This is a genomic window from Halobellus sp. H-GB7, from assembly GCF_030848585.1.
Lineage (GTDB): Archaea > Halobacteriota > Halobacteria > Halobacteriales > Haloferacaceae > Haloquadratum > Haloquadratum inordinatus.
The window spans coordinates 295,958-320,581 of sequence record NZ_JAVDDW010000003.1 but is presented as its reverse complement, the minus strand read 5'-3'; the positions used below and the strand labels follow the sequence as shown (position 1 = coordinate 320,581).

24 protein-coding genes and 1 pseudogene are annotated in these 24,624 nt (G+C 63.7%); 13 read left to right on the top strand and 12 right to left on the bottom strand.

Features of this window, described 5'->3' with window-relative positions; translation table 11 throughout:
* Nucleotides 1–325: 325 nt before the first annotated feature.
* Nucleotides 326–1,333 (bottom strand): metal-dependent hydrolase, encoded by a 1,008-nt coding sequence (locus RBH22_RS08365; protein ID WP_306677194.1) that lies wholly within the window; start codon nucleotides 1,331–1,333, stop codon nucleotides 326–328.
* A 154-nt stretch (nucleotides 1,334–1,487) separates the two neighbouring features.
* Between RBH22_RS08365 and RBH22_RS08360 the strand changes: the two genes are divergently transcribed.
* A complete protein-coding gene (locus RBH22_RS08360) occupies nucleotides 1,488–2,642 on the top strand; it encodes an aminotransferase class V-fold PLP-dependent enzyme (RefSeq protein ID WP_306677192.1) in 1,155 nt (384 codons plus the stop codon).
* Nucleotides 2,643–2,661: 19 nt separating this feature from the next.
* Here the strand turns inward: RBH22_RS08360 and RBH22_RS08355 are convergent, their stop codons facing one another.
* From RBH22_RS08355 to RBH22_RS08340, 4 genes are all read right to left on the bottom strand, one after another.
* Nucleotides 2,662–3,153 carry a low molecular weight phosphatase family protein gene (locus tag RBH22_RS08355; RefSeq protein WP_306677189.1) on the bottom strand — a complete coding sequence of 164 codons (492 nt, stop codon included), beginning with the start codon at nucleotides 3,151–3,153 and terminating at the stop codon, nucleotides 2,662–2,664.
* A 28-nt stretch (nucleotides 3,154–3,181) separates the two neighbouring features.
* Complete coding sequence (gene arsB / locus RBH22_RS08350) at nucleotides 3,182–4,279, bottom strand: ACR3 family arsenite efflux transporter (protein ID WP_343218155.1); 1,098 nt, start codon at nucleotides 4,277–4,279, stop codon at nucleotides 3,182–3,184.
* A 55-nt stretch (nucleotides 4,280–4,334) separates the two neighbouring features.
* Complete coding sequence (locus RBH22_RS08345) at nucleotides 4,335–4,733, bottom strand: metalloregulator ArsR/SmtB family transcription factor (protein ID WP_121569755.1); 399 nt, start codon at nucleotides 4,731–4,733, stop codon at nucleotides 4,335–4,337.
* Nucleotides 4,734–4,868: 135 nt separating this feature from the next.
* Nucleotides 4,869–5,591 carry an MBL fold metallo-hydrolase gene (locus RBH22_RS08340; RefSeq protein WP_306677187.1) on the bottom strand — a complete coding sequence of 241 codons (723 nt, stop codon included), beginning with the start codon at nucleotides 5,589–5,591 and terminating at the stop codon, nucleotides 4,869–4,871.
* Nucleotides 5,592–5,726: 135 nt separating this feature from the next.
* On the opposite strand from RBH22_RS08340, the gene RBH22_RS08335 reads away from it, so the two are divergent.
* From RBH22_RS08335 to RBH22_RS08320, 4 genes are all read left to right on the top strand, one after another.
* Nucleotides 5,727–6,722, top strand: coding sequence for a CapA family protein (locus tag RBH22_RS08335; protein WP_306677186.1), 996 nt, complete (start codon nucleotides 5,727–5,729; stop codon nucleotides 6,720–6,722).
* 167 nt (nucleotides 6,723–6,889) lie between these two features.
* Complete coding sequence (locus RBH22_RS08330) at nucleotides 6,890–7,774, top strand: hypothetical protein (protein ID WP_306677185.1); 885 nt, start codon at nucleotides 6,890–6,892, stop codon at nucleotides 7,772–7,774.
* A gap of 411 nt (nucleotides 7,775–8,185) precedes the next feature.
* On the top strand, nucleotides 8,186–8,743 hold the full coding sequence (locus tag RBH22_RS08325) for a hypothetical protein (RefSeq protein ID WP_306677184.1): 558 nt from the start codon (nucleotides 8,186–8,188) through the stop codon (nucleotides 8,741–8,743).
* A gap of 138 nt (nucleotides 8,744–8,881) precedes the next feature.
* Nucleotides 8,882–9,628 carry a hypothetical protein gene (locus RBH22_RS08320; protein ID WP_306677183.1) on the top strand — a complete coding sequence of 249 codons (747 nt, stop codon included), beginning with the start codon at nucleotides 8,882–8,884 and terminating at the stop codon, nucleotides 9,626–9,628.
* A gap of 41 nt (nucleotides 9,629–9,669) precedes the next feature.
* Here RBH22_RS08320 and RBH22_RS08315 read toward each other — a convergent pair whose 3' ends face one another.
* A complete protein-coding gene (locus tag RBH22_RS08315; protein ID WP_306677182.1) occupies nucleotides 9,670–10,293 on the bottom strand; it encodes a hypothetical protein in 624 nt (207 codons plus the stop codon).
* 187 nt (nucleotides 10,294–10,480) lie between these two features.
* On the opposite strand from RBH22_RS08315, the gene RBH22_RS08310 reads away from it, so the two are divergent.
* Both RBH22_RS08310 and RBH22_RS08305 read left to right on the top strand, forming a co-directional pair.
* Nucleotides 10,481–11,134, top strand: coding sequence for a helix-turn-helix domain-containing protein (locus RBH22_RS08310; protein ID WP_306677181.1), 654 nt, complete (start codon nucleotides 10,481–10,483; stop codon nucleotides 11,132–11,134).
* A 107-nt stretch (nucleotides 11,135–11,241) separates the two neighbouring features.
* Complete coding sequence (locus RBH22_RS08305) at nucleotides 11,242–11,949, top strand: DUF5668 domain-containing protein (protein WP_306677179.1); 708 nt, start codon at nucleotides 11,242–11,244, stop codon at nucleotides 11,947–11,949.
* Between the two features lie 30 nt (nucleotides 11,950–11,979).
* Here RBH22_RS08305 and RBH22_RS08300 read toward each other — a convergent pair whose 3' ends face one another.
* The 3 genes from RBH22_RS08300 to RBH22_RS08290 all read right to left on the bottom strand — a co-directional run bounded on the left by RBH22_RS08300 (nucleotide 11,980) and on the right by RBH22_RS08290 (nucleotide 15,979).
* Complete coding sequence (locus RBH22_RS08300) at nucleotides 11,980–13,434, bottom strand: DUF5518 domain-containing protein (RefSeq protein ID WP_306677177.1); 1,455 nt, start codon at nucleotides 13,432–13,434, stop codon at nucleotides 11,980–11,982.
* A 144-nt stretch (nucleotides 13,435–13,578) separates the two neighbouring features.
* The gene (locus tag RBH22_RS08295) at nucleotides 13,579–15,504 is read right to left on the bottom strand and encodes an aconitate hydratase (RefSeq protein ID WP_306677176.1); all 1,926 of its coding nucleotides are present in this window, start codon (nucleotides 15,502–15,504) and stop codon (nucleotides 13,579–13,581) included.
* Nucleotides 15,505–15,820: 316 nt separating this feature from the next.
* A complete protein-coding gene (locus RBH22_RS08290) occupies nucleotides 15,821–15,979 on the bottom strand; it encodes a C2H2-type zinc finger protein (RefSeq protein WP_121569733.1) in 159 nt (52 codons plus the stop codon).
* A 162-nt stretch (nucleotides 15,980–16,141) separates the two neighbouring features.
* On the opposite strand from RBH22_RS08290, the gene RBH22_RS08285 reads away from it, so the two are divergent.
* The 4 genes from RBH22_RS08285 to RBH22_RS08270 all read left to right on the top strand — a co-directional run bounded on the left by RBH22_RS08285 (nucleotide 16,142) and on the right by RBH22_RS08270 (nucleotide 18,539).
* The gene (locus RBH22_RS08285; protein WP_306677175.1) at nucleotides 16,142–17,356 is read left to right on the top strand and encodes a CBS domain-containing protein; all 1,215 of its coding nucleotides are present in this window, start codon (nucleotides 16,142–16,144) and stop codon (nucleotides 17,354–17,356) included.
* Nucleotides 17,353–17,775, top strand: coding sequence for an archease (locus tag RBH22_RS08280; protein ID WP_306677173.1), 423 nt, complete (start codon nucleotides 17,353–17,355; stop codon nucleotides 17,773–17,775). The genes RBH22_RS08285 and RBH22_RS08280 overlap by 4 nt, the downstream gene beginning before the upstream one ends.
* Before the next feature lie 70 nt (nucleotides 17,776–17,845).
* Nucleotides 17,846–18,115, top strand: a complete 270-nt coding sequence (locus tag RBH22_RS08275; RefSeq protein WP_306677172.1) for a hypothetical protein — start codon at nucleotides 17,846–17,848, stop codon at nucleotides 18,113–18,115.
* Between the two features lie 46 nt (nucleotides 18,116–18,161).
* On the top strand, nucleotides 18,162–18,539 hold the full coding sequence (locus tag RBH22_RS08270; RefSeq protein ID WP_121569729.1) for a CBS domain-containing protein: 378 nt from the start codon (nucleotides 18,162–18,164) through the stop codon (nucleotides 18,537–18,539).
* A gap of 147 nt (nucleotides 18,540–18,686) precedes the next feature.
* Here RBH22_RS08270 and RBH22_RS08265 read toward each other — a convergent pair whose 3' ends face one another.
* From RBH22_RS08265 to RBH22_RS08255, 3 genes and pseudogenes are all read right to left on the bottom strand, one after another.
* The gene (locus RBH22_RS08265; protein ID WP_256290009.1) at nucleotides 18,687–19,007 is read right to left on the bottom strand and encodes a hypothetical protein; all 321 of its coding nucleotides are present in this window, start codon (nucleotides 19,005–19,007) and stop codon (nucleotides 18,687–18,689) included.
* 93 nt (nucleotides 19,008–19,100) lie between these two features.
* On the bottom strand, nucleotides 19,101–21,251 hold the full coding sequence (locus RBH22_RS08260) for an adenosylcobalamin-dependent ribonucleoside-diphosphate reductase (protein ID WP_306677171.1): 2,151 nt from the start codon (nucleotides 21,249–21,251) through the stop codon (nucleotides 19,101–19,103).
* Between the two features lie 180 nt (nucleotides 21,252–21,431).
* Nucleotides 21,432–22,875, bottom strand: a pseudogene (locus RBH22_RS08255) (RtcB family protein).
* 199 nt (nucleotides 22,876–23,074) lie between these two features.
* Here RBH22_RS08255 and RBH22_RS08250 point away from each other — a divergent pair.
* A complete protein-coding gene (locus RBH22_RS08250; RefSeq protein WP_306677170.1) occupies nucleotides 23,075–23,716 on the top strand; it encodes an alpha/beta family hydrolase in 642 nt (213 codons plus the stop codon).
* 58 nt (nucleotides 23,717–23,774) lie between these two features.
* Nucleotides 23,775–24,620: a ribose-phosphate diphosphokinase gene (gene prs / locus RBH22_RS08245; RefSeq protein WP_306677169.1), complete on the top strand. Its 846-nt coding sequence runs from the start codon at nucleotides 23,775–23,777 to the stop codon at nucleotides 24,618–24,620.
* Nucleotides 24,621–24,624 lie beyond the last annotated feature (4 nt).

Below are 24,624 nucleotides of genomic sequence, written 5' to 3'. Positions count from 1 at the left end.
AACTGATTACACAGCCAATCACACGACTGCGTGCGATTCGGTGCGTGAAGACTTGCAAACGCTACTATAGAATCGCATCGGGTCGGATTCGCGGTCGACTGGCCTCGAATCGCCGGGCCGTGGCCTCTATGTGCGAATACTTCTCATCCCAAATTCTGGTGTACTGAGGGCGACAGTATACACAAGACTTTTACTCGTTTCGCTAAATTCTCAAATACGGTCACGGGACGACGCCTCGACGGGCGCGCGGGTAGGGGTACTTGGGCGAACGTCGACCGTCATCCCGATGGACATTTTTCGGACCTAACTCGAACAGCGGCGCGTCTCACAGCCAGAGCGACACGTAGACGACGACGTATCCGATCAGCGCCATCGTCGTCCCCGAGAGCCCGGTCGCCCCGAACGCGAACCCGGCACGGACGTCGCCTGCGGTCGGCCGCCGACGCAGCGATGCGACCGGCGTCGACCGGTACCACGAGAGTCCGCTACAGACGACTCCGACTGCCAGAATCGAGAACACGAAGTGATACGACACCGCAAGTGTCGGCGGGGCCAAAACCAGCGCGAGCGCGCCGTAGCCCGCTCCGAGCACTGCACTCCGGTCGTAGAACGTCCCGAGTGATCGGTCGGTCACCCGCACGATCGCGAGCGCGGCCAGCCACACGGCCGCGAGTTCGATCGCGAACGCCCCCAGCAAGTGCATCGTCGGATCGGGATGTAAGACGACGCGGCTCTCGATGACGCCAACCCCGAACGGGTACAGGAACTGCGGTGGCTGGCCGGTCACGAGATCTCCCCACGGATGCGTGAGGAGTCCGGCGGTCGCCGCGAGCCCGAGCACCCGCGGTGAGAGGTCCGTCTTCCGGCGACTCAGCGCCGTGATCGCGACGCCGGCGACGACGAAGGCGCCCATCACGACGGCGCCGAGTGCGCCGCTTGCGACGATCGAGACGGCGACGAGCGCGACGAGCAACACGGCGCTCGCGACCCGCGAACCCCACGCTCGCCGTCGATTCGTGGCGCCGTCCGCCGTCCGCGCCCGCACGGCCCAGAGGCCGAACGCCGGCCCTGCGACGAGCGCGACGAGCACCGAGTGCGTCATCGACCGGTGCACGCTGTTCGCGGCGTCCCAGAAGGCTGTCGGATTCACGCCGCTGCCGAACAGTTGCCCTCCGTCGAGAGCGACGACCGCGTACACGACGTCAACGTCCGGGAGCGCCGCGAACGCGCCCGTCGCCGCGCCCAACAGCAGTGCCTGCCGTGTCGACCAGCCTCGCCACTCGGCGAACAGCACCGCGAGGGCGAACGCGAGCAGCGCGTGGCCGACAAACACGTTCGAACCTCGGCGGCCGCGAAGCATAAGCGTCTCGCTGGTCTCGTCGACTGGTAACGATACACTACCAACGCCGCCGAAGGGGCGGCCGCTGCACTCTCGGCGGCGAGTGACGACCAATCCTCTAAGTGCGGCGGGTGTGAACGTCGCGGCGATGACTACGCCTGCCGACGTTCCGGCGATGACGACGCCCGCCGACGTTCGCGCGTCCGTTCCGGTCTTCGACGACGTTCGATATCTCAATACCGGCGCGAGCGGTCCCAGTCCGCGTCCGATCGTAGAGGCTGCACAGCGGGCGATCGAGACCCACGAGTGGGACGCTGCGGACGATCCGGGTCCCTACCCCCACGCCTTCGGCCTGTACGAAGACACCCGCGCCGACGTCGCGGACTTTCTCGGTGCCGAAGACCACGAAATCGCGCTGACCCAGAGCACCACTGACGGCATCACCCGCATCGCGTCGGCGATCGAGTGGGACCCTGGCGATGTCGTCGTTCGGACCGATCTCGAACACCCTGCGGGAATTCTCCCCTGGCAGCGTCTCGAACGCCGCGGCTGTGAGGTCCGCGTCGCGCCGACCACTGCGGGCCGCATCGACCGCGACGCCTACCGCGACGCCGTTTCGGACGCGAAACTCGTCTGTCTGAGCGCGCTGACGTGGAACTACGGGACGCATCTCCCCGTCTCGGAGTTGGTCGAGGAAGCCCACGACGCCGGCGCGCGCGTCCTCGTCGACGCCGTGCAGGTCCCCGGCCAGTGCCAACTCGACGTGACCGAGTGGGGTGCCGACGCCGTCGCGATGGCGAGCCACAAGTGGATGCTCGGCCTCTGGGGCGCCGGCTTCCTCTACGTCGACGGGGACGTCGCCGAGGATCTCCACCCGGGACAGATCGGCTATCGGAGCGTCGAGGACGCCAGCGCGCCCGCGTACGAACTGAAACGCGGCGCGCCGCGGTTCGAGATCGGAACCACCAGCCCCGCGCCGTACGCCGCACTCTCGGCCTCGATCGATCTGCTGACCGATGTCGGTCTCGACACGATCGAATCGCACATCGAGGATCTCGCGACGCGTTTCGTCGAGGGCGTTCCCGAAGACCGACTCATCAGCCCCCGCGACCCCGAATCCGGGCTGGTGACGGTGCGCGTCGACGACCCGGAATCGACGGTCGAGCGCCTCCGCGAGGAGTACGACGTCGTGATCCGATCGCTGCCCGACCCCGACGGCGCGGTTCGGGCGTCGCTCCACGTCTACAACACGACTGCGGACGTCGATCGACTGTTGCGCGGACTCGAAGCGACTGGCTGGTAAAACCGCTGCACAGACGCTCTCAGACCCGTCTCTGGATCTCGCCGAACAGCTCGGACACCCGCGCCTCGATCTCGTCGCGGATCGTCGCGACCTCCTCGGCTGGCTTTCCGTCCGGGTCGTCGAGGTCCCAGTCCCTGTTCTCGCCCGCCCAGCCGGCCGGGCAGACGTCGTCTGCGGAACAACCCATCGTGATCACGTAGTCGCTCCCCTGGGTCTCCTCGAACGTGATCTCCCGAGGCGTTCGCCCGGCGACGTCGACGTCGATTGCGTCCATCGCCCGAACGACCTCGTCGTGGACGTGTTCGGCGGGTCGCGTCCCGCCGGTTATGACTTCGACTTCTCCATCGAGCCCTCTGTTTTCGATCTCGCGCTGGCCGAACGCGTAGGCCATCTGGGAGCGCCCCGCGTTCTGCACGCAGACGAACGCGATCTGTGTAGCTTCAGTTTCTCCTCTCGCTTCTGTTCCGTCTCTCGATCCCGCAGGCGTTTCGGAATTGGATTGCTGGGTCATTGGCTGTGTGTCGTCTCTTTTTTCACTGTCAGTCGTTCTCGGAGGGCGCCCCGGTGGTCGGCGCGCTCAGGCTTCCGGTCTCGAATCCGTCCCAGTCGAACCGACGCTGGAAGTACAGCGCGACGTTGACCAGCGCGAGCAGAACCGGGACCTCGATGAGCGGCCCGACGACCGTCGCGAACGCGACGCCGGAGCCGACGCCGAACACCGCGACGGCGACGGCGATGGCGAGTTCGAAGTTGTTCGAGGCGGCCGTGAAGCCGATCGCCGTCGTCGTCGAGTAGTCCGCGCCGATTCCGCGGCCCATCCCGAAACTCACGAGGAACATCACGACGAAGTAGATCGTCAGCGGCACGGCGATCAGCAGGACGTCGCCGGGCGCAGCGACGATGTTCCCGCCCTGCGTGGCGAACATCACGATCACGGTAAACAGCAGCGCGACGAGCGTCAGCGGGTCGATCAACGGGACGAACGACTCTTCGTACCACTCGCGACCCTTCGCCCGCGTTCCGACGTAGCGCGTGAGGAACCCGCCGACGAACGGGATCCCGAGGAAGACGACGATGGCTTCGACCACCTGCATCGGCGTGACGTCGAACGTCGTGATGCCGGCGACGAGCGACTCCATTCCGAGCAGCGGCGGCAGAAACAGCGCGAAGAACCAGACGTAGACGCCGTAGGTAACGATCTGAAAGAGGCTGTTGAACGCGACGAGTCCAGTCACGTACTCGGTCGACCCCTCGGCCAACTCGTTCCAGACGAGCACCATCGCGATGCAGCGCGCCATCCCGATGAACACGAGCCCGAGGAAGTACTCCGGCCGCGCCGGCAGCCCGGGGACGAGGCCGCTGAAGAAGACGACCGCCAGCCCGAACATCAGCGTCGGGCCGATGAGCCAGTTCTGCACGAGACTCAGCCCCAGCACCCGCCAGTTGCTGAACACGGTGGGCAGCCGTGAGTAGTCCGCTTTCGCCAGCGGCGGGTACATCATCAGAATCAGGCCGATCTCGACGAGGTGGAAGTCCTGGATCGGCTGCGTGACGCCCGGTGCGACGTATCCGAGACCGACGCCGATCGCCATCGCGCCGAAGATCCAGACGGTGAGATACTTGTCGAGAAAGTCCATTGACCGCGGATCGCCACAGCTCTCACAGTCGCAGTTGGGGCCGTGCTCGTGGGCGTTACTCATCGTTCACGCACCCTTCGAGGACTGTCACGAGCGCGATCGCGCGGTTCGTCGCGCGGTACTTCTTCCAGCGGCCGTCCTGCCGATCAGAGACGAGGCCAGCGTCGACGAGTTTCGAGAGCGCGTGACTCAGACCGCTCTCGGTGACGTCTGTGACGGCGTTCAACTCACAGACACAGAGTTCCTCCTCTGCGGCGACGAGCGTCCGCACGAGCGTGAACCGCGTCTCGTTCGCGAGCGCGGAGACGATACTGAGCTCAGCATCGACGCGCGCCTCGCCCAGCGCCGCCTCGAGGGTCCCCAGTTCGTCGAGCCGCGCGTCGACGTCTTCGCTCCGACACTCCCCGAGTTCGTCGTCGAGGTATCGCCGAAGCCGTTCTGTTGCTTGTGCCATTGCACTCCAATTGAGAGAATACTCAATTAGTTCTTCCCCTTCGAAATCCCAACGCGGTCAATAGATCTATTTGGTCTACATAGAGTGGGGTAATCGGGCCATTTTGGATTGAAACAGATTGAGGAAAAGTTCAAATCAATTCTCGGCCCCTGATCCCACGCCGTCTTCGCCGACGACGAGTCCCGTGCCGCATCTGACGGTCGTGTCGGGAAACCGCTCCGTGATCTCTTGTTTCTTCTGTGTGCAGTGGCAGGGCGAGACGAAGTCGAGTCTGCGGAGGGCTTCCAGTCTTGCGAAATCGTGAAAGCCGCCCATCACGCCCACGACCGCTGCAGTGTCGCGAGCGGCGCCGAGCAGGGATTCCAGCCCAGGATGTGCGCACCCGGTCAGGAGTACCGCCCCGCGTTGGAACCGACAGACCAATCCCTGCTCACGGATCTCCTCGCCGACGGCGCCCGTCGTGACCACGCCCTCTCGTACCTGCGTCGACTCCCCGGCAGCGATCACGTCGACGGTTTCCGGAACGGACTGCGAAACCGTCGTTGCGAGCGATTCCGTGGGGACGACCACGTCGACTTCCGGATTCTGCTCGACGACTGCGGGGAGTCCGCCGACGTGATCGTCGTGGCCGTGCGAGAGCACTACCGTGTCGATGTCGGTCGGTGTCACGTCGAGCGCAGCCATATTCTCGCCCAACGCGGCCGCGTCGTCGCCGGTATCGAACAGGACGTCGTCGCCGACGAGTGCCGAGAACCCCCAGCCGGTATGCACGCCCGTCCGTGCTCGTTCGTTGTCGTACAGAACGGTGATCTCCATTCGAGTCACTCCCTCACCCACTGCTTCGGTCGCGTCCCGCATACTGTTTCCCCCCTCCGTCTGCCGTCTCTCCACGCGGAACCGCTAGTTCCGGCCACTCGACCGCCCTGGGTAGCGTCGCTGCCTCGTTTCGCGGTCGTCAGCAGTTATACACCTTCGATCCGACTAGTCTGTGTGATGTCCCTCCGGATCGGGCTGACGGGAGACGTAATGCTCGGCCGACTCGTCGACGAGCGACAGTGGACACGCCCGGTGGCTGCCGTCTGGGGCGATCTACTGGATACGCTCTGCGACCTCGATGGGCTCTTCATCAACCTCGAATGTGCCCTCTCGATCCGCGGTGAACCCTGGCGACGAACGCCGCGAACGTTCCGTTTTCGGGCCGATCCGGACTGGGCCGCCCCCGCCCTGGATCGCGCTGGCGTCGACTGCTGTGCTCTCGCCAACAACCACATTCTCGACTTCGAGGAGGCGGCCCTTCGCGATACGCTCGATCACCTCGACGACCAACATATTGCCCACGCCGGCGCTGGGCGGACGCGCGAGGAAGCCTTCGAGCCAGCACTAGTGTCGATACACGATCTCGAAGTCGCGTTCATTTCGCTCACCGACAACACGCCCGAGTACGCCGCGACCGAATCGTCGCCGGGAACGGCTTACGTCGTGATCGATGCTGACGACGAGAAGAGCCGGGCGACCGTTCAGGAGACGTTAGAGCGTGCTCGGGTTCACTCACCGGACCTGTTGATAGTCTCTCTCCACTGGGGGCCGAATATGGTCGAACGGCCACCCGAGTCCTTCCGCGAGTTCGCTCACTGGCTCGTCGACGAGGGCGTCGACGTCGTCCACGGCCACAGCGCGCACGTCTTCCAAGGAATCGAGGTGTATCAGGGACGACCGATTCTATACGACACCGGTGATTTCGTCGACGATTACGCCGTCGACTCCCGCCTCCGGAACGATCGGGGCTTCCTGTTCGAACTTTTGGTGTCGCAGACGGGCGAACTTTCGGAACTGCGGTTGCGTCCGACCGAGATATCCGACTGCTCGGTACACGAAGCCAGCCAGGAGGCGGCCGAGTGGAGTCGCCGACGGATGCGTGACCTCTCGTCCCCGTTCGGAACCACCTTCGAATTGGACGGTGACGAGTTAGTGCTCGATCTGTCCCGGTGAGAAAAGCGGATCGAACCGGGCACGTCCCACCTCCCGCTCGTTTGTCTCGGACCACCGTCTTTCGATCCGATCTCGATCCTCCAACCTGTAGTTGCGAACGCCAAGATTGCTGTACGGGTTTCGCAGTGAGATTAATCATTTACTACTAACCCATCTTTATTCTACGTATGCTGGCATCTAGTGTCTCGTTCGTCGATTCGATTGCACGGGAGATCGCCCTATGGGCTGGTGTACTCCTACTGCTTGCCAGCGGCCTCTCGTTCTATGTGGGATGGAACGAACGAAAACGAGCCGAAGTTATCGCTGAAACCCCCCGGAAACCGATCGCTGAAGTACGATCACCTGGAGTGATTCGGATCCGGGGCGAAATCATTCCACAAGTCGACCAAGATACGTTCACATCTCCGATTAAAGGAGACGAGAGCTGTGTTCTATCGGCGTGGGAGATCAAAGAACAATACGATACTCCGAAGACGAAGTCGTGGGAGAGAGCCGCGTGGGGCATCAAAACAGTCCCGTTCTTTCTCTCGAACGACGGTGGGGAGATACTCGTCGACATTGACGACGTAGTCGTTGGGAACAACACAGATGATGTGTTCACACCGGAAACCCTGCTTTCGGCAGACGGCGTTTCTGTCGAAGGACTTCAGTGCGAGTTCGAAGCATTCGATGTCCATTTGGAAACTGATTACGATGAATCCCCGCCAAGCCGGGTGACGGAGTTCTTAGATGACACTGACGGGTTGTCAGTAGACCCGATGACGACCCCCGCTGGAGAGTACGTCGTTGATGCAAGCAAACGGAAGTACGCAGAACAGACACTCGCACCGGGAGACACAGTCAGTATCCTCGGCTACGCTCAACCCCGGCGTGATGGGGTGGAGTCAACGACTCACCCTGAAGATCTCGTGCTGACGCGCACGAACGAGTCTACCCTGTATCTCTCGGAACTACCATTCGATGGGGTGTCAACTGGTGGCGGGGGGTTGGTGTTCGGTCTGCTGACCGGCGTTCTCGGTGCTGTTCTCCTCGCCTTCCGGTTCGTAGCGTGACACCTGTTGGTTCGCAGCCGAAACGGAAATCCCGTTCAGCAAATTACCGGGATTCGCAACTGCAGTTCAACAATTTAATATAGCGATATATAATTTATCAGTTCGTGGGCGGCCACGCCTCGAAGACTGTGTTGTATAGTTGTCTGCCCGGGACATCTACACAACAAGAATAAACAGATATATTACAAATTTGCTCTATCAGCCGAAATCGACGTGCTTCGAACCACCTGCGCACGGAGATCGCGGCTTTCTCCGGTGGCACACACGGCCACGAGTCGACGGTCTCCCAATTCGACGATCCAACGGAGGCTGATACGTCCTTCTGTGTCGTCTCTGTCCCATCGAGACCGCCCAGCCGACGTCCAGACGCCGGAGAAGTCATACGTCTCCCCGATGTAGGCCCTCGAAGAGATGGCACGAGGCTCCGACACCGCCCGGCTTCCGCTCGAACCGCTTCGTCGACAGGTGGCAGACGCCACCGGCCGCTCGGCGTCGTTCATCGACGTCACGGGCGTCGAAGTGGACGGTAACGCCCTCGAAGTGACGTTTCAGACGCCAGACGAAGACGTTCCGGTCGCGGACGTCGTCGTCGAAGGGCCGAACGGACGCACTGGAACCACGCCGGTCCGACTCGACACCCCGTCGGGAGTGAACGTTTTCGGTGAGTTGCTACGGATCGAATACGCCGGTCGCGACGCCGAAACGGACGAGATACTCGTCTCGGTCGACCAGCAGGTCGGTGACGACTGGCGAACCCTTCTCGGGTGCGGGCAGATGTGGGCAGTACAGACGTCACACCGGGGTGAGGACGTCACGATCACGTGTCACGTGGAAACGCCGTCGGATCCGGACGACGAGGACGGCGACACGGCAGAATCCGAGATCGACCCTGCCTCGAGGTCCGACGCCGGATCGGACGCGGACGCCGGCGCGGCCGACGACGGCGGTCTTCTCGACCTCGATCGGTAGTTAGTACTCCCGTGCCGACTGTCGCTCGCTAGCGTCTTTTTTTCATTAAGTAGATCTTACTGGATGGTAGTAAACCATTAACCGCGATACGGAACGACCCGTCGACAGAATCTTGTGCCGGTCCCGATGACTGTACGTATGGTCTCTGCGCCCTCCGGCAGCGTCCTGTTCGGTAGCGTCCTCGCTTTGCTTGGCGGTCTCGTGTTCGCGTTCAGCGCCAGATACGTCTGGCGTGCCACGGCGATTCGTAGAGCGTGCGACGTGTCGTCGCTGGCCGATACGCCACCCGGCACACTCGTCCGCGTGTCGGGGAGGGCGAAACAGGCCAGTGACCTACTGACGGCCCCATTCAGCGGGCGCGACTGTCTTGCCCTCCGCTACGCTGTCGAAGAACGTCGCCTCAGCCCGGGGTTGCTCCCCTGGTTCGTCACGCTTCACGAAGCGGCCGGCTCGGATGCGTTTCGGGTTCGAACGCCGGAGACGGTCGTCGACGTCGTCGCACCTGCTCACACGGTCGTCCTCGATCGGGACGTCGTCGCGACGGTTCCGATAGACGGCGATCTCCCCGACCGTATCGCGCGCTTCGAGGAAACGACCGCCGCGCTTCCCGAGGCGACTTTCTGGCGCGATCCGCCGTCGCTCCTGCGTCCGCTCGTAGCCACTCTCTCGTTGGGGACGCGCCGCTACACTGAGCAGCGAGCCGTTCCCGAGGCGACTCTTACGGTCGTCGGCCGCGTCACTGACGACGATGACGGTATCGACCCGCTGGTCGTCTCGGATACGACTCCCACAGCAACGGTCTTTCGGATGGCGAAAACAGCCGTTGCTGGCGTTTCGATCGGGGTAATCGCTCTCGGAGTCGGGCTCGCTGTCCTGCTTCTCTAACAGATAGTGGGCGGCGCGAAATCAATACCTATAGCGAGACGTCAGCCAACGACCTGCGAAATGGCGATCGCTTCCCGATAGTTTGCGATGGCGAGGAGGAGGTACCCTCCCGTGAGGACGGCCCACTCGCGGCGGGTCAACGTCCAATCGCCTGGCGATCGGATCCGCTCGAACTCCTCACGCCATCGCGGCCCGGACTGTTGGTGCCACAGCATCACGCCGCGCGTCGCGACTACGATAGCGATCACGGCGGTGATCTCCATCGGACCGCTCCGGTTGACGAGGACTGACAACGACGGCGCGATCCGTGCGCCGCTGCCAACGGCTAACGACCCGGTACCCCAGACGACCCCGTACTGTGGTGCCTGAACGACCACCACGACGTATCCGAGTGGCGTGTTCACCGAGCGGAACGTATTCGCGCCGATGGCGACCAGAGTGACACCGACGTTCCACGCGAAGAGTGTCAGAAACTCCCGCCAGACGCTCCCAGCGTAAGGGATAGATGCCCCCGGATTCGAGCCACGGAGCATCCCGGCCGGGAGGACGTAGTAACTCCCAACCCAGGCAGCCGTGAATACGACCGCGACGACGCTCCAGAGGGCGACGAACCGAACGACGACGTCGTCGTGGTTGACCCATCTCCCGACTGTCTCGAGAGCCATCGGCTCGCGTCGAATTGCGGCTGAAGCGAACATAAAGGTGAGCGGGGTTCTGCAGTGGCTCTCCGCATTTGCCGTCTAGCACGCCAAACTAACACCGATCTGAGGTTGACGTTGCATCAGTATGTCCTGCGGGTCGACCCGAGACGCTACATTTGTTGATGTCCTAGTTACAAGCAACACCACACGTATGACCATCATCGCAAAAGTCTACTTTTCGCATCCGAATATGGCCTTAGCAAATGTCATTTCGTCACTTCCAGACACTGACATTCGCGTGCTGCAGGAAGTGAGCACAGACCCCGTTAGCGACCAGTCGTTCTTCGTCGTCGAGACCGACGAGACCGAGAAACTCGAACGCGAACTGGACGCCGACCACACCGTCGAACACGCGCACCGGGTGTCGAGCTACGAGGATCGCCCCGTCTACAGCATCGAGTTCGCGCCCGATACGCTGCTCCTCGGTTCGGTCGTCACCGAACAGGACGGATTCGCGCTCAACGCCTACCGATACAACAACGGATGGATTGAACGCTGGCAGCTTCCAAACAGAGAGTCACTCCAGTCGGTCTGGGAGTACGCGAACGATCAGTCGTTCGAGTTCGACATTCGAGAAATCCATCAGATTTCGGAGAGCAACCAGACCGACACGAGCGGGCTAACCGACAAGCAACGAACCGCGCTCATTTACGCCTACGAGAACGGTTATTTCGAAGAACCACGAGAGACGACCCTCGAAGAGATCGCCGATTCGTTCGGAATTTCGACAACTGCTGCGAGCGGCCGCGTTCGGCGCGGCGTGAAGAACCTCATCGAGTCATCCGCACAAGACTTCACAGAATAAATACTCGTAAAATAAATCACAATTCGTTTAATCCAGATTTAGATACCACTTTTCAGCTCACGCAGCTTCGAGGTAGTATTTTCTGTTCTCTCAACATATCTGTCGGTATGGCGCGCACCCTCTCCGGCCGACTGCTCACTGGTGGCCTCGTCATACTGATCGGCGTTTTACTTCTCTTGAGCACGACGGGAATCGCCGAGACGGACACGCTCTGGGATTGGGTTCCGGCCCTGTTCGTCCTGCTCGGCGTCTGGGCGATCCTCAGAAGCGACTTCCGTAATCTCACAGGCCCCGTAATGGTCGTCGCCATCGCGGGTACCTTCCTCCTGCGGAATCTCGGACTCGTCCCCGACGCGGCTATCGGAACGTGGTGGCCGCTGTTTCTCGTCCTCTTCGGTGTTCTCATCGTCGTGAACCGTTCCCGCCGTCAACGCCGGCTTCAACACGCTAGTGTCGACGCGGACGGCGAACTCACCGCCGTCGGCGTGTTCGGCGGCGGCGACCGACGGCTCTCGACGGACGCGTTCACCGGCGCCGAGATCGTTGCCGTCTTCGGCGGCGTCGACCTCGACCTCCGCGACGTCTCGATTCCGACCCCGCCTGCCGTCGTCGAGACTGTCTGCCTCTTTGGCGGCTCCGAAATCCGCGTTCCCGAGGACTGGGAGGTCCGCCTCGACGTGTTGGCGCTGTTCGGAGACGCGTCCGATAGCCGCCCCCGCCGGGCGAAGTCCGCGGACGAAGCCGACGAAACTGGCGAACCGGACCTCGTCGTTACAGGACTCGTATTGTTCGGTGGGGTGGAGGTGCTGGACTGAGCTTGACCAGCAGTCTCGTCCGTTGACGTCTTAGTCTCTGTAGTTCCCGCGCCCGACTTCGAGTTCGCCCGACGTCACGTACCAGCCCCGGCCCGGACCGAGCAGTTCCACGCTCGTCCGGTCGCGGTACTCGTTGCCCGTCCAGCCGCCGGAGAACCACTCGTTCCGCCCGGAAAGCTCCGTCGAGACGTAGACTGTCGCGTTCGGTGTGGTGTCGTATGTGGCGTACACGCGACTGTCGTACTCGTAGCATCGGTGCCGCTCTGCGTCCGTTCCAAAGCGACACTCGACGGCGGTCCGGTCGTACTGCGGCGTGAGGATCGGAGCCGTTCCCAGCGGGTCGGCCGTCTCGATCCGCTCCTCGCTTCTGAGCGTCACCGTGAACGTAAACGACCCGTCGTCGCGGACGCCCATCGCCGGGTCCGTGGGGTCGTATTCGTCGGGGCTGATCCGCTCGCGCCAACCCATCGTCTCGTTTTCGACGACTCGGTAGTAGACGCGAGAGACGTCGATCCGGTCGGCCGAAATCGCGATCATCGGCCCGTGCTCGGTCTCGACGCGCTCGTATGTGAAGTTCACCGGCGTCGGGTCGGGGTCGTAGCCCCGGAGCGCCGGAACGTCCCGCTCGTAGCGTACGCTCTGGAGGAACTGTGCTGCGAGCTCTGTGTCGCCGTCGTCTGTCGGCATCGGGACGTACACCGTCGCGTTTTCGAGCGATCGATCCGTCGAGAGCGTGACGCGGTACTCGTAGGTGCTTTCGGAGGACTGCTCGACGCGCTGCTGGCCGAGGACCGAGAGGCCGAAGAGCAAGAGTCCGAAGACGAGTACGACCACGAGAACCCCGATTCCGATCGCGCGCCAGTTAATCGTCTCCTCGGGGCCGCGAGCCAGATACCGGTAACCGAGTACGGCGGCCGAGGCGCCGGCGACCGCCCCGATCGGGAGCGCGACGAGCAGCGAAGGCCAGACGAGCGGATCCAAAACGACCGTGAGCGATATTGTGACTGCGAGGAAGGCGGCGAGCCCCGCCACCAAGCCGCCGAGGATCGCCCTCCAGGAAGGAGGCCGCGCGCCGTCTGCTCCGGCTACTGTGTGACTGCCACTGGGGGCCGACGCGCGGCCGTCGGCGAGGAGCGCTCCGAGTGCGCCACCGACGCCGGCGACGAGTATCTGTCCGAGGGTCGCTGCGAGCGAGAGGAGCGCGGCGATGCCCAACGATCGCAGTGGGCCGCCGCCAACCGGGAACTCTCCAAAGCGAAGGGCCAGGACGACGCCCGTGATCAGTGTGCTCACCGCCGCCATCACGATGCCGGCGACCGCACCGGCGAGCGCGCCGCGCTTCGGCCCCTCGCGTTCGAGGTAGCCGGCGACGCCGCCACCGAGCAGCGGCGCGACCAACAGTACCAACGGGACGAATCCGAGTGCGCTGCCGACGACGCCGCCGAGCACCCCGTTTCGGAGCGTCGACGCTGTCCGCTCCTGCATACCGTTAGCTACCTTACATTAGCATATATGACTGTGGGTCGGTCCGACTGCCGAGTGCGTCGTCAACTCGACCGGCCCGACGGGCCGCCTCGTCGCGGACGAGCGTATGGTCGCCCTCGAGTGGGACCGCTCAGACCTCGTCGCTCAGGCCTCGTTCTTGAGCAGCGAGAGCTTCCCACCCGCCAGCAGCGTCTCGCGCTCTTTGGGCGTGAGTGTCACGTTGGCCTCGAAGGTCCACTCGCCGTTGACGTCCACCGTCACCTGCTCGTCGCCCGCCCGGATCTGCGAGGCGAGATCGCCGACGACTTCGAGGGTGTCGCCTTCGTCGACGTCGTCGTACGCCTCGGCGTCAGCGAACGTCAGCGGCACCACGCCGAAGTTGACGAGGTTCGCAAAGTGGATCCGCGCGAAGCTCTGGGCGATCACGCCGTCGACGCCGAGCACCGCGAGTTCGAGCGCGGCGTTCTCCCGCGAGGAACCTTGCCCGTAGTTCTCGCCGGCGACGACCCAGCCGCCGTCGGCCGCGCGGGCCTTTTCGGGGAAGTCCTCGTCGACGCGGACGAGCGTGTAGTCCGCGCACGCCTGTGGGTCGGACCACAGCGTCATCACTTCGGCGTTCGCGGGGACGATGTGGTCCGTCGTGATGTTGTCGCCGGCTTTCGTGATGACCGTCCCGGCGATATGCTCGGCCAGCGGGTCCTTCAGCGGCACCGACCCGATCGTGTCGCCCTTCCGCACCTCGGCCGTCGGCTCGGGGCCGAGGATTTCAGCGTCCGTTCGGGTCATATCGTCGGGCAGTGCGATCGACGGTGCGTCGCGGTCCATATCGCGCGGATCCGTGATCTCGCCCGCGATCGCGCTGGCCGCGACGACCTCCGGCGAGGCGAGGTAGACGCTGTCGTCGGGAAGGCCCGAACGGCCCTTGAAGTTCCGGTTGAACGCGCGGAGGCTGACCGAGTCCGGAGCGGGCACGTGCCCCTGGCCGATGCAGGCCCCACACGTCGACTCCGAGAGGTTCACGCCGGCGGCGTACAGGTCCTCGGTGCGACCTTCGCGGGCGAGCACCTCGGCGGACCGTTTCGATGCAGGCGCGATCACGAACTCCGTCTCCGGCGCGACGGTCTCGCCCTTCACGACTGCGGCCGCGGTCGCGATGTCGAAGTACGAGCCGTTCGTGCAGGTGCCGACCAGACACTGATCGACGGGCGTGCCGGCGGCTTCCGAGACGGGGACGACGTTGTCCGGCATCGACGGCATCGCGATCAGCGGCTCGATCTCCGAGAGGTCGACTTCGAGACGGTCGTCGTACGTCGCGTCGGCGTCGGCGCTCAGTTCCCGGAAGGCGTCCTCGCGGCCGAGTCGCGTCAGATGCCGGCGCGTTCGCTCGTCGCTCGGGAAGATCGCTGTCGTTGCGCCCAGCTCGGTCGTCATATTGGTGATCGTACACCGCTCGGGGACGCTCAGCGTCTCCACGCCCGGTCCGGTGAACTCGAACAGTTTGCCCACGCCGCCCTTGACGGAGTGGCGACGGAGCATCTCTAAGATGACGTCCTTCGCGGAGGTCCACTCCCCGAGTTCCCCAGTCAGGTGGACTTCGACGATCTCGGGCATCTCGACGGTGTAGGCGCCGCCGCCCATCGCGGTCGCCACGTCGAGGCCGCCCGCGCCGATACCGATCGCGCCGAACCCGCCCATCGTGGTCGAGTGCGAGTCACTGCCCAGAAGCGTCGCGCCCGGTTCGATGAACCGCTCGCGGTGTACCTGGTGACAGATCCCGTTTCCGGGTTTCGAGAAGTGTCCGCCGTACGCCTGCGAGGCCGTCCGAAGGTATCGGTGGGTGTCCGTGTCTGCGCTGTCGAACTGATACACCTGGTGGTCGCAGTAGGTGACAGCCACGTCGGTCTCGACCGTCTCGAACTCCAGCGCTTCGAACTCCATCCAGACTAGTGGGCCCAGAATGTCTTGCAGCAACACTTGGTCGATGTCGAGATCGATCGATTCGCCGGGGGTGAGTTCGCCGCCGACGAGGTGGTCGGACAGTACTTTCTCCGTCAGTGTCTGCGACGTCATTGCTATGTGGCTACGACTCACTGTCGTTTAATGATGGTATCGTTCCGCGAATTGGCCCCCGCCGTTCTATGCACCGTCCGTCATCTCGCGGGCCGAGACGTCGGACTGACAACGTACTCCCGTTTTACCCGATCCGTAGTGAGGGAGAAATCAGAAAGACGACTGTAATCCTGCGAATAGCCATCGGTTTTTCTCGCTCCGCGTCGAAATAATCTCACAGATTGCTCAAAATCGGCACCTCAACATAAACGGAACCTCCGTTATAACTGCGTTTCTTCCAACGGAGTATCGGGTAAAACCGGCGTAGCAGCCGGAGTTACCGTTCGAACTTGAGCGTTCGATCGGGTTCTTCGGCGACGACCCACCAGTGGAGGTCCTCTTTCGGATGTCGCCGCTCGATGTGCTCTTCCAGCGCTTCGCCCGTCTCGAAATCTTTGCCACAGAGGTTGCATCGGTGATGACGCTTCGACGGCATACGTGTGGATACGACGTCCTCTGTAATGGTTGCTTGGACCGATATGGCCCCGCCCAGTCGCAGGCGGCGTCTCCCGGACGTTACGCCTTCTCGACGGGGGTTACGCCTCCCGGACGAACATTGAATGTCCCCCCCCGCGTAGCGTGCCGTCGGGAGAAGCCTATGAACATCAGAGAGATTGCTACGACCGAGTACGAATCGTTCGACGAAGACGCCCGCGTCTCAAAGCTCGTGGGAACGTTTCAAGAGCGTGGCGTCGACGCGGTGGTCGTCACTTCGGACGGCGACTACGAGGGGCTCGTCACGCGCCGGCAACTCAATTCCACCCACCAGAACCCCGACGCCAAAGCGCGGAGCCTGATCTGGAACGTCGGCCGGGTCGGCGTCGACGCGGACGTGCGGACCGTCGCCCGGTTGATGGTCGGCAGCAGCGCGAAGACCCTCCCGGTGTTCGAGGGAGAGGACCTCTACGGCGTCGTCACCGCCCGCGACCTGCTCGCGGCCGTCCAGGAGTTCCTCGGCGTGCTCACTGTCGAGGACGTATACACCGAAGACCTCGTCACTGTCCCGCGCGATGCGACCCTCGGAGAAGTACTGCACACGCTTCGGGACCAGCGAATCACACACCTGCCGGTGGTCGAAGACGACGACGCCGTCGGCGTCATCAGCATTCACGACGTCTTGGACTTCACCGCCCGCGAGATGGGGCGACGACAGGGCGGTTCGCCCGGTGCGGGAACGCAACCCGGCGGCGGTAGCTCCCGTGGTGGTTTCGGCGAGCGCGCGGGCGACCTCGAACGGATGCTCGACCTGCCGGCGGGGAACGTGATGACCGAACCGGTCGAGACCACGACGCCCGACCAGTCGCTCGACGATGCCGTCGATCAGATGCTGGAGGCCGGGGTCTCCTCGCTCGTCGTGACCAGCGAGGACCGGCCGGTCGGCATCGTCACCGACACCGACGTCCTGCGGTCGCTCACCTGGGGCGCGGAGACGCACCTCCCTGTTCAGATCACGAACGTCGACCTCTTAGACGACATCTCGCGCCCGGACGTCGCCGATATGATCGAGGAGTCCACGCGCAAGTACGGCGACCTGACCGTGCTCGAAGCGAACGTCTACCTCCAAGAACACGACGAGACGCTCCGCGGCACGCCGCTGATTATGGCCCGGATTCGGCTCTTCACCGACCGGGGACACTTCGTCGGGACGGGCGAGGGCTACGGCGCGCGACACGCGCTCCACCTAGCGCGGAACGTGGTCGAGCGGCAGATCCTCGAAGGGAAAGAGTACGGGCGGACGAAGAAACACCCGAGCGACGAGGAACGGTCCAGACTCTACGGCTGGTGGCTCGCCGGCCCCCCACGACAGCAATGACCTACGAACTCTCAGAACACGCCGTCGACGTCAAACTCCGGGCGAAGGCCGGTTCGCTCGAACTGGCGTTCGCCGAGATGGTCGACGCGCTCTCCGAACTCGTCGGGGGCCCGACGCAGCCGCAGGCGGATCCGATGATCGAGAAGGTCGACCTCACGGCGCGTGACCTCGAAGCCTTGCTCTTCGATTTTCTGAACAAGCTGGTTCTGTGTCAGGATATCGAAAACGCAGTGGTCTCCCACGCTGGCGACGTCGAAATCCACGAGACCGATATGGGCTATCACCTGTCGGCAACGATTTACGCGACGCCCATCGAACCGGACCGGCCGCTGCTCGACGTCAAAGCCCCGACGTACAGCCAGATGCGGATCGAACAGGACGACGACGGCTGGACCATCGAGGCGGTGCTGGAGGTGTGACCGGCTCGGAAACGTTCCGAGCCTGGAGGCCCGGGTAACGCATAATACGACTCGCGGTGCACTCGTTTCTATGCCACGCATACCCAAGCCGAAGCTGGTCGAACTCGAGGGCGAGTACTACCACGTCCGGTTCCGTGACCCGGACGAATTCAGCGAGATCCGGACGCCCGAGTGGGTACAGGAGGCGGCTGCGGAGGTCTCGACGGGCAGTAAAGTCCGAACGGGTCACAGAAAAGGCAGCGACGAGTGGGTCGTCCAGTCGGTGTTGATCCCCGAAGCCGCAGGGAAAACGACCGCCCGCTCCGACGCGCAGAAGATCATCGAAAAGCTCGAATCGTAGGCGGGACGGAGCGAACTTCTTTGGTACCGCGGCGGAATGGTGATGTATGGAGGAGCGCTACGTCGATCAGTTTCTGTCACGACCAGTCGAGACTGTCACTCCGGACACGCCACTCGCCGAAGCCGCAGCGACGTTGATCGAACACGACATCGGCGCGGTCGTCGTGGTGAACGATATGGACCAGTTCGTGGGCCTCCTCACGGCGACAGACTTCGTCGCGCTCGCCAGGGAGGAAGCGCCCGCGGCTGAGGCGACCGTCGCGGAGTGGATGCGAACCGACGTGATCACGACGACGCGACAGACTCCCATCAGCGACGTCGCCGACACGATGATCGAGCATCTGATTCACCACGTTCCAGTCGTCGACGGCGAGGAGGTCGTCGGGATCATCACCACGCTCGACCTGACCGCGTCGATATCCTAGTCGACTCGCTCTTTTGGGGGTTCCGCGACAACGGGTGGTATGCAGTAGTTACCGCTCTAACAACCGTACTTTTGTTACTCCGGTAGGACGTGTATATTCGTTCATATCTCGGTAGTGACGTTTTACCGACGTCGGGAGGGCTGGCACTCACTCGTATTCGAGGCGGTGGAGTTCGTATCGGTATCGCCGCCCGGCCTTTTTCACGACGACGAAGTGATCCTCGCCGTCCCGTTCGAGGGCGTGGAAGTGCTCTCCGAGTTCCCCGGGATTTAGTGATCGCGTCGACTCCAATGCTCCGCGTCCGAAGTGCAGCAGCGCAGTCCTGTGGCGCACGTCGTCGGCCTCTCGTGCCTCGACCACCAGGAGGTCGCCGTTCTCCCGGACGTCGACGTCGCCGGTGAGTTCCCACGTCCGGTCGCGGTACCGTAGCTCCGTGGCTTCGAGATCGACCCAGTTTTCTTCGACCATACCGCTACTTCCGCACGACCCATCATCGGTTTTTCGGCGCGGCTGACTGGAGTGTCCGCTGGTCGCTCGACGTCTGCTCCGACCGGGCACGACCTACGGCAGCCAACTGGGACAACACCTCGCTTCCGACGGTCGGCCGCTGGCGTCCTCGGATTCGGACGGCCGCGTTGTGAGCACCTGCTCGTGGCGCGACCGGTCGCGGTAGGCGGTGATGCCCTTGCACCCGAGTTCGATCGCCAGGGCGTACGCGTCTGCGATGTCCTCGCGGGTTGCGTCGTGTGCGAGGTTGATCGTCTTCGAGATCGCACTGTCGACGTGCGCTTGGAGTGCGGCCTGCATCCGGACGTGGTCCGTGGCGGAGATCTCTCCTGCGGTCACGAACAACTCCGCGAGCCCCGTCGGGATCGGCAGATCTGCTGGGCGCTCGAACGTGCCGTCTTCGAGGAGCGACAGCGCGCGTTCTCGAATCTTCTCGGGATCGATGCCGTTCGCTTCCAGCGTTCTGAGGAAGTACTCGTCGAACTCGACGAGCATCGCGTCGCCCTGCACGTCCTCGCTCACGTTCTTGAAATAGAGCACGTTGAACAGCGGCTCACAGCCACCCGAGGTGTTCGCGATCATTCCCGTGGTCCCGGTGGGTGCAATGGTCGTGGTGTTGTGATTCCGGACCGGGAACCCGTCGGGCCACTCCTCCGGGTCGCCGCCGGTGTGTCGCTCGAACCACTCCGGGTAGTCGGCCGGCGCGGCGTACTTCGAGTGGCCCCAGTCGGGGAACGAGCCCCGCTCGATCGCCAGTTCGTGGCTCGCCTGCGTCGATTCGCGATTGATTGCGGCCATCAGTTGCCGGGCGATCTCGCGTGCGGGTGGCGCGTCGTATCTGACGCCCAGTTGGATTAGCAACTCGGCGAGACCCATAATCCCGAGACCGATCTTTCGCATCCGGCCGACCGTCTCGTCGATTTCGTCGATCGGAAATTCCGACACTGTCAGTACGTCGTCCAGGAAGCGTGTCCCCAGGTATACGAGGTCGTTCAGCCGCCTCCAATCGATCGCCTGCTCCAGAAACGTCTCGACGGCGGCCGGAAGATCTCGAATCTCCTCGTTGTGGAACTCGGACCACGTGACGGCGTCGTCGTCGACCAGCAGCGATAGGTTCACGTGCCCGAGCGTACACGCCTCGTACTCTTCTAGTCCCTGCTCGGCACAGGGATTGGTCGCGTCGATCCGATGGGACGGATATCGTTCGACGTCGAAGGAGTGCTGGCGGTTCGTCTCGTCGATCATGAACAACCCCGGCTCGCCGTTCTGCCACGTCCCGTCGACGATGAGTTCCCAGACGAACCGCGCCGGTAGCGTCATCTCGGCACCGACCTCCAGGTCGGTTTCTCCGCGATACTCGTCGATCCGCGGGATTTCTTCGGCGTAGTCCCGCCAGAGATTCCGTTCGACTTCGGTCCGCGGGGCCGACTCGTAGGCCGTGCTGTAGAACTGGGCAGTGGCTTCGGTCACTTCGTGGGGGCCGCCAGTGCTCGGATTCTGAAGCGTGTACCGCGAACCCCCCTGGACGGCGTCGTAGAAGCCGTCAGTGATCGCCACGGAGAGATTGAAGTTCGTCAAGAGATCCCGTTGCCGCTTCACCGTGCAGAAGCGACCGACGTCGGGGTGAGTGACATGAAGGATCCCCATCTGGGCTCCCCGCCGGCGACCTCCCTGCCGGATCTGCTCGCACATCGTGTCGTAGACGTTCATAAACGAGACCGGGCCGCTGGCGGCGCCACCCGTCGATCTGATGCGGTCTCCCCGCGGTCTGAGCGTCGAGAAGGAGTACCCGACGCCGCCGCCGCTCTGCATCACTTTCGCCGCGCGGCCGAGCGTGCCGAAGATCGAATCCAGCGAGTCCGCCGGCGAGAGCACGAAACACGCCGCGAGCTGTTGGATCTCGGTTCCGGCGTTCATCAGCGTCGGCGAGTTCGGCATAAACGCGAGCCCAGTCATCGCCTCGTAGAACCGCTGCTCCCAGGTGGCCGCGTCAGCGTCCGTCCCGTACTTGCGCTCGGCGCTCGCGACGTTCGCGGCGACGCGTTCGAACATCTCCGCCGGCGTCTCGATTACCTCACCGGCGGCGTTCGTCCGAAGGTACCGCGCCGGCAGAATCCGTTCGTAAACGTTCTCGCTGAGCCGCTCTCGGAGCGTCTCGCCGCCGCCTCGCTTCTTGGGGAGTACGAAGTCGCTCGTGTCTATCATCGGTTCGTATCTGTCATTCTTCTGTCCTCACGCGAACCGCGACGGTGCAGCACGACGATACCTCGCGGACATCTGTGTACCTGTGCGTGACAGTACCACACTTATGACCGAAGCGAATTATCGGTGTCGGTGCGTCTCCGGGCCCGAAGGGCGTCGCGGGCGGGCGTCTGTCCGGCCGTATCAGCCCTTGATGTTGGCGATGGGGTACGTCCGGGCGACCTTGGTACCGATCCCGAGGGCGTCGCTGACGCGGATGACCTCGTCGACGTCCTTGTACGCGCCCGGTGCTTCCTCGACAAGCGTCCCGCCCGACCGCGCTCGCACGTAGATGCCCTGCTCGTGGAGCTGTCGCTGGAGTTCGTTCGCGGAGTACTCCGCTTTGGCTTGCGTCCGCGACATCACCCGACCGGCACCGTGTGCCGTCGACCCGAACGTCCGGTCGAGTGACTGCTCGCCCCCGCACAGCACGTACGACGAGGATCCCATACTCCCGGGGATGAACACCGGCTGTCCGACCGCTCGATACGCCTCCGGGACCTCGGGCCGGCCTGCCGGGAACGCGCGCGTCGCCCCTTTCCGATGGACGAGAACCGTTTCTTCGCTCCCGTTGACGTGGTGTCGCTCCTCCTTGGCGATGTTGTGACACACGTCGTAGACGAGCTCGACGTCGGTAACGTCGAACAGGTCGTCGAACACCTCGCGAACGCCCTGCGTCATCGCCTGTCGGTTCGCCCACGCGAAGTTCGCGGCCGCGTACATCGCGGCCTTGTAGTCTTCGGCGATCCGCTCCTCCAACGGTGCGTAGATCAGCTGGCGGTCCGGCAACTCGTCGGCAATCTCGGGGAACGCCCGCTCGAACCGGCGGATGTACTCGCTACAGACCTGATGGCCGAGGCCGCGCGACCCCGAGTGGATCATCACGACGACGTTGTCGGGGCGCAGGCCGAACGCCGCTGCGGTCTCGTCGTCGTAGATCTCGGCGACGCGCTGGACTTCGAGGAAGTGATTCCCCGATCCGAGCGATCCGACCTGGTTGTGACCGCGGTTCATCGCCTCTGCAGGGACCTTCCGCGGGCTCCCCGGCAGTCGACCGTTCTCCTCGCAGTGTTCGAGGTCGGCCGGAACCGCGTGCCCGTGTTCGAGCATCCACTGCATCCCGTGAGTGAGGATGCCGCGGAGATCGTCCATATCCGTGTCGAGATAGCCGCCCTTCCCGAGCCCGCACGGAATCGTCTCGTAGAGTCGTTCGACGAGCTCTTCTTCACGTCCCTCGACGTCGTCGTATTCCAGCGGGGTCCGCAGGAGCCGGACGCCGCAGTTGATGTCGAAACCCGATGCCCCCAGGGCTGATCACCCCCGTTTCCGTGTTGACGGCGGCGACGCCACCGATCGGGAAGCCGTACCCCTGATGGCCGTCCGGGAGGACGACCGCGAACTTCCGAATGCCCGGCAAGGTCGCGACGTTCCGCCCCTGCGTGAGCGTCTGATTGTCGCCCCGCTGCAGTTCTTCGACGAGTTGCTCCGATCCGTACACGCGCACCGGCACGCGCATCGCGCCGTCTCGTGGTATCTCGTAGATGTTCGTTGCAACTTCCGCGAGTTCGATTTGCTCTGGCTCTGTCATTCCTTTCTGTTGGTGTTCGGTGTCGCCCGCTGCATCTGGTTCATCGCCGCCGTCAATACCCATTTCGACCCCGGTTCCGGATTGCGGCTCGCGCTGCTGGCCTCGGTCGCATCTAGCAGTAAGTGGCCGACCACCGTAAACTCTGACACTGACTTTTTCTGGGGGAACGTTAACAGTCGATGCCGTCGTTGGTCAGCGTATGCCCGACCACTCTGAGACACTCGTGTCGATCCCGGCCGACGGGGTCGAACTCCCCGGAGAACTGATCGTCCCCGAGGACGCTGCCGGACTCGTCGCGTTCGCGCACGGGAGCGGCAGTAGCAGACACAGCCCGCGCAACACGTTCGTCGCGGAGGTGTTGCGCCGCCACGGCGTTGGCACGTTGCTATTCGACCTGCTCACCGCAGAAGAGGACCGCGAGTACGAGACGCGATTCGACATCGACCTCCTGACGACGCGCCTCATCGCCGCGACGGAGTGGATTCGGGAGCACGAGGAGACCCGAGACTTGAATCTCGGCTACTTCGGGTCCAGCACCGGGGCGGCAGCGGCGCTCCGTGCGGCGGCTCGTCGCGGCGACGACGTCGACGCCGTCGTTTCACGCGGCGGTCGCGTCGACCTCGCGTCCGAGCAGTTGCCGGCAGTCACGGCGCCGACGCTCTTCATCGTCGGCGGCGCGGACACGCAGGTGCTCGGACTCAACCGCGACGCGCTGGCCGAACTCACCTGCGAGAAAGAACTAGAGGTCGTCGAGGGCGCCGGCCATCTCTTCGAGGGGTCGGGCGAACTCGACGAGGTCGCCGAACTGGCGGCCGAGTGGTTCGAGAGTCATCTCGCGTGACCCCGCCGATGTCACGGATATCCAGCGGTCGCGTCGCCTGTGCCGGGGGGAACTAGCCGTGGAACTAGTCGCCACGCCGAGCGCGGAGCATCTCGACTTGGACGCCCATCACCTCGTGGCGCATCCTCAGAACCGGACCCGACAGTTCCCCGACTCGGAGGTGTACGTCCAACTCGGGGATCTCGACGACGTCGAGGAGGTACTTCTCGTTCACAGCGGCCAGCCTCATCCCAACCGCGGGCTCGCGTTCCTCTACGGTGCGCTCGCGGCGCTCGCAGAACGCGAGTGTTCTATCTCGGTCCTGTTCCCGTACGTGCCGTACAGTCGGCAGGACAAGGCGTTCTACGAGGGGACGGTCAACTACGTCTGGTCGATCTTCCGGGTGTTGACCGAGCACTACGGCGTCGAGCGGATCTACGCGGTCGATCCGCACTTCAGCCACCGCGAGTGGGTTCAGGCGGTCCCTATGGAGGTGTTGCGGGCGTTCCCGCTCGTTGAACAGCACGTCGAGATGGACGACTACGTCGTCGTCGGGCCGGATCTCGGCGCTGTCGAGCGGTTCGGCGTCGCCGGCTTCGAGAAAGAACGCGCGAGCGCCGTCGAGGTGGAACTCTCCGGCGAACTCGCCGTCGCGGGACAGAACGTGCTCGTCTTCGACGACCTCATCGCGACTGGCACGACGATGGTCGAGGCGTTCCACCGGCTGAAAGAGCAGGGCGCCGAGACGGTCCAGGCGGCCGCCGTTCACGGCGTTCTGCCCGAGGGCATCCAACGGGTGGACGACACCTACGACGCGCTCTACCTCACCAATACGATCGCGAGCGACGCGGCGACGGTGCGCGTCGAACCGTTGATCCGGGGAGTCGTCGCTGGCGAGCAGGCCTCCCCCGACGACGGATCGTGAGTAT